Annotated in this window: 3 protein-coding genes and 2 pseudogenes; 1 reads left to right on the forward strand and 4 read right to left on the reverse strand. The window is 57.2% G+C overall.

What is annotated here, in order from left to right; translation table 11 throughout:
* Nucleotides 1-13 precede the first annotated feature (13 nt).
* From ACMWKK_RS25805 to ACMWKK_RS25815, 3 genes and pseudogenes are all read right to left on the reverse strand, one after another.
* Nucleotides 14-445 (reverse strand): class II aldolase/adducin family protein, encoded by a 432-nt coding sequence (locus ACMWKK_RS25805; RefSeq protein WP_011977770.1) that lies wholly within the window; start codon nt 443-445, stop codon nt 14-16.
* Nucleotides 438-662: pseudogene (locus tag ACMWKK_RS25810) on the reverse strand (nucleotide-binding domain containing protein); the annotation flags it as partial. The pseudogene ACMWKK_RS25810 and the gene ACMWKK_RS25805, both read right to left, overlap by 8 nt.
* Nucleotides 663-695: 33 nt before the next feature.
* Nucleotides 696-3593, reverse strand: a complete 2898-nt coding sequence (locus ACMWKK_RS25815) for a Tn3-like element Tn5403 family transposase (RefSeq protein WP_001553819.1) — start codon at nt 3591-3593, stop codon at nt 696-698.
* Nucleotides 3594-3687: 94 nt separating this feature from the next.
* Here ACMWKK_RS25815 and ACMWKK_RS25820 point away from each other — a divergent pair, with 94 nt between their 5' ends.
* On the forward strand, nt 3688-4293 hold the full coding sequence (locus tag ACMWKK_RS25820) for a recombinase family protein (RefSeq protein ID WP_000509965.1): 606 nt from the start codon (nt 3688-3690) through the stop codon (nt 4291-4293).
* A 32-nt stretch (nt 4294-4325) separates the two neighbouring features.
* On the opposite strand, the pseudogene ACMWKK_RS25825 reads toward ACMWKK_RS25820, so the two are convergent.
* Nucleotides 4326-4829, reverse strand: a pseudogene (locus tag ACMWKK_RS25825) (Tn3 family transposase); the annotation flags it as partial.
* Between the last annotated feature and the right edge of the window lie 123 nt (nt 4830-4952).

The following is a 4952-nucleotide window of genomic DNA, read 5'->3' on the forward strand; positions in this document are numbered from 1 at the left end:
CCTCAGCATTTTATTATGGTGATCCCCTGGGCGAAATGCGCCTGGTAAGCAGAGTTTTTGAAATGTAAGGCCTTTGAATAAGACAAAAGGCTGCCTCATCGCTAACTTTGCAACAGTGCCCGAGCCCCTGCAGGCAGGAGAGCGCGGTCAGATAGTGGCTGTGCAAGTGGACGATCGCCTTGCAGGCCGGGTTGTGCAAATAGACCGCCCGGTGAAAAGTGACCTCTTTCGACGGTTTGTCGCCGGAGATCCATTCCCCTTGCAGCGTCACCACCGACAACCGCTGAGCCTGCAGTTCGCCGAGGCAGGCGCCGGTCGGCGTCGCCAGCAGGTTGCCGTCCGGCAGCAGCAGCGACAGATTGCCAGCGGAGCCGGTGGCATAGCCGCGGCTAAACAACGAGGCGCCAATCTGCACCATTTCCTCTCGCAGTTGTTGCTCAGTCATGACGAAACTCCTGCTGGGCACGGGCAAAGAACTGGATATCGCCGAAGTTACCTGACTTCAGCGCCAGGGAGAGCGGCTGGCGGGTGTCACGCACCCAGGGCACGCCAGGGGAGATGGTCGGCCCAATATGGAACGCCTCAACCCCCAGGGTCTGCGCCACAATGCTCGACGTTTCCCCTCCGGCCACAATAAAGCGGGTAAATCCGTTCGCCTTCAGGGGGTCGGTTCCGGCTGAGGGCGAAATGACACCCTAAGCTTTCGGTTCCTTGGGCCAAAGATATTCGCCAGTCAGTAGAATGTGCGCCCAGCCCAATGGGGATATGTGGGGAAGAAATTCAGGGGGAACATCCAACCCTTCGTTCCGCCGCTCCGTGACGGCATGACCAAGATGGACGGTATTCCAGTAAATGATCACCGCAGTCAATAAATTGAGCCCAGCGATTCGGTAGTGCTGCCCCTCTGTCGTGCGATCGCGAATTTCCCCCTGCCTCCCGATACGGAGCGCATTTTTGAGCGCATGGTGGGCCTCTCCCTTGTTAAGACCGATCTGAGCACGCCGCTGCATGTCCGTATCCAGGATCCACTCAATAATGAAAAGGGTCCGTTCAATACGACCAACTTCACGAAGCGCAACTGCAAGGTTGTTTTGTCGTGGGTAAGAAGCGAGCTTGCGCAGGAGTTGGCTGGGCCTGATTTTGCCAGCGGTCATCGTCGCGGCACAACGGAAAATATCAGGCCAGTTCGCAACGATAAGATCCTCCCGGGCTTTTCCACCTACCAACTTGCGTAACTCCCTGGGGGTCGTATCGGGATTAAATACGTACAACCGCTTCGATGGCAGATCCCTGATTCGCAGAACGAGATTGTAGCCGAGCAGGCTACTGGCTCCGAACAAATGGTCGGTGAATCCTGCTGTATCGGCATACTGTTCGCGAACATGGCGACCGACCTCGTTCATCAGTAGTCCATCGAGAATATACGGTGCCTCGCTCACGGTCGCCGGGATCGACTGACAAGCGAATGGCGCGAACTGGTCGCTTACGTGAGTATACGCTTTGAGGCCGGGAACAGAACCATATTTGGCATTGACCATGTTCATGGCTTCGCCATGCCGCGCTGTCGGGAAAAACTGACCATCGCTCGATGCTGACGTGCCCATCCCCCAGACGCGTGACATCGGCAGTTTACCCTGCGCGGCCACCACAATTGCCAATGCCTGGTTCATGGCTTCGCTTTCAACATGCCAGCGGGCAAGGCGTGAGAGCTGCCAGTAATCATGCGTGTTTGTAGCTTCCGCCATCTTACGCAGGCCCAGATTGAGCCCTTCAGCGAGCAGGACGTTGAGCAGACCGATCCGGTCGCGACATGGAGCCCCGGTTCTCAGATGGGTAAACGCATCTGTGAAACCAAGGGCTGCATCAACTTCAAGCAGCATGTCGGTAATCCGAACGGACGGCATTCGGCGATACAGATCCAGTATGAGTGCCTCGGCACCATCCGGCACGTCTGCTGTCAACCTGTCGATCCGCAACGTTCCATCTTCTATGCTACCGTGCGGAATAGTGCCGTTACGGGCAGCCCGGGCCAGCCGCTTAAGAGCGATCGTGAGTCGCGCCTTTCTGTCTGCCAGCCAATCCTGTGGGTTGGAAGGCACGGCCAGTTTTGCATTTTCCTGCGCCGCGATCATCGGCACCAGTACCTGCTTGAGGTCACCATAGCGGCGCGAATGAGCGAGCCAGACATCTCCGGAACGAAAAGCATCCCGGAGGTGAAAGAGTACCGCCACTTCCCAAAGACGGGTATCTCCTTTTTCCTGAGCTCGTAAATGACGGTTCCATTTGGAGCTGGGCCGCAGGAAACGCCTTTCTGGCGATGCAACACCTTTCATCTCTCCGATCGACAAAGCTGCTGCTACCAATGGTCCGGCGACCGGCGCGGCTTCGAGCTTCAGACAGCGCAACATGCGGGGCGCATAACGACGAAAGCGATGGTATCCCTGCCCGACATATGCAAGAGGCTCATCGGCTAGCGTGTTGCTGAGTTGAGTCCCTGTCGCTACCAGTTGAGCGAGCCGGTCCCATGCAACCGAACTGGCGACAGCCATCTCCAGCGGGGTTCCGTCACTGCGGGCCTCAAGCAACGAAGCTCCCAGCGCGGTGAAGGTACGGATCGTATCCGTGAGTGTGGCTTTAGAGCCGGAAATTGTTTCGTCATGCTGGCGCTTCGCTTCCCGCCAGGTTTTTCCTACGATCCTGTCATGGGTTTCGACTATGGCATCAGCAATCGCCGCTTCCCACTCCACAACACAGACGGCAAGGATCGCCCAGCGGCGGTCCGAAGTGATGTCACGCAAACCGTCGGTGAAGTAGCGTTCACCCTGCCGACGCAGCCGGGCAATGCGATGGGCAGGTATGCTGGCCAAAGCACTATGATTGATATTCAGGGTACGCAGAAATTCGAGCCTGTCGAGCAAACGGTTAGCAGCAGCCGAGTTGTTACCAACCTCGAAGTTGCGAAGCCAGATGAAACGACTGATATTGCCGGCGAGCATTTCACTCAGAAGTTTGTCCAGGTGATCGCGAACATCCGCTGTTAAATTTTCCGCAATCCGCGTTTCAATCCGCCGCTCAGCGGCGACCAGAGCATCCGCGCACAAGCGCTCGATTGTCGATACTGCGGGCAGAATGGTGGAAGTTTCCCGACACCGCACAATAAAACGATGAGCAAGATCCTCGTTTGATCTGGCATCTTCGGCCTGGCCGAAAGTCCACTCCCGCAGATCACGGGCACCACGGCCCGTGAAGGTCTTGTAGCCGTAAATTTCGCGCAGCGTGTCCATGTGCTGCTGACGGGTTTGGCGCCGTGTGGCATAAGTGAGAAGCGCATCAGCCGGAACTCCAAGCTGAGCACCGACGAAGGAAAGGACTTCACGCGGGATCATCTCACCAGGAGCCAGTGCACGGCCCGGATATCGTAAGGCACAAAGTTGCAGGGCAAAGCCAATCCTGTTTTCCGGTCTGCGGCGCTGCCTAATGTTTTCCAGGTCATCATCGCCCAGCGTGTAGAACTTCAGTAGCGACAGTTCGTCCGTGGGCAGATCGAACAGCGCTGCTCGCTGCCGTTCGGTGAAAATATGGCGTCGTGACATACAAATTCGTCCCTTTTGAAGTATAGTCTGTTTTGGACAACAGCCAGCCCATATAAATCAGGGCGTTCCGATACAAAAATCCAGGAGGGTTCAATTGGGACATCGTGCCGCCATTTACTGCCGGGTTTCAACAGCGGATCAGTCTTGTGAACGCCAGGAATTTGATCTGCGAGCCTTCGCCGGCTGTGCCGGCTACGACGTGGTGGGAATATTTAAGGAAACAGGTTCAGGAACTAAACTCGACCGGGCCGAGCGAAAGAAAGTCCTGGCGCTTGCCCAGTCCAGACAAATTGATGCAATCCTGGTCACTGAGCTTTCCCGGTGGGGGCGCTCGACGCTCGATCTGCTCAATACGCTACGTGAACTGGAGAACTGGAAGGTTTCCGTGATAGCCATGAATGGAATGGCGTTCGATCTTTCGTCGCCGTATGGACGAATGCTGGCGACGTTTCTTTCCGGCATTGCGGAGTTTGAGCGGGATCTCATCAGCGAGCGGGTCAAGTCAGGCCTTGCTGTTGCGAAGGCACGTGGTAAGAGGCTTGGTCGTCAGGCCGGAGTGCGACCAAAATCAGACCGACTTTTGCCTAAGGTGGTTGCGATGAGGGCCGAGGGACGCAGCTATCGCTGGATCGCACGCGAGCTCGGTATCAGCAAGAATACCGTCGCTGACATCGTGCAACGACACAGAGCTAACGCTTAGGGTGTCATTTCGCCCTCAGCCGGAACCGACCCCGAATAGGTTTCGTCGCGGATGTGCCAGGCTTGCAGCCAGGACAGCTTGGCGTAGGTCAGGCCGGGGCTCGACTCGGCCATCTTGGTCAGCCCGAGGTTGATCGCATCACCGAGGATTGCGGACAGCAGCAACGTCCTGTCTTTGGCCTCGGCCCCGTCCTTCAAGTGGGTGAAGTGGCGGCTGAAGCCCGTCCAGTCGTCCACGTCCATCAGCAGTTCGGTGATCTTGATGCGCGGCAGTAACTGGCTGGTTTGGTCGATCAGCGCCTGCGCCCGATCCGGCACCGCCGCATCCAGCGGGGTGATTTTCAGCCCTGACTCGGTGAGGATGGCATCGGGCAGCTCGTTGTCCTTGGCCAGGCGGGTGACGGTGGCCAACTGCTCGTCCAGCAGCTGCAAACGCTCTTCCAGGTACTGGTCGCTGTTCGGGTTGATCGCCAGGGGCAGGGCCTGCTCGCGCTTGAGTGCGGCGAACTTCTCGGCCGGCAGCAGGTAGTCGTCGAAGTGGCACTGTTGCAAATAGTCGGTGGTGATAAACTTATCATCCCCTTTTGCTGATGGAGCTGCACATGAACCCATTCAAAGGCCGGCATTTTCAGCGTGACATCATTCTGTGGGCCGTACGCT

Origin of the sequence: Enterobacter sp. 01-M-03-SI-ECC (assembly GCF_047530215.1) — a bacterium.
GTDB lineage: Bacteria > Pseudomonadota > Gammaproteobacteria > Enterobacterales > Enterobacteriaceae > Enterobacter > Enterobacter chengduensis.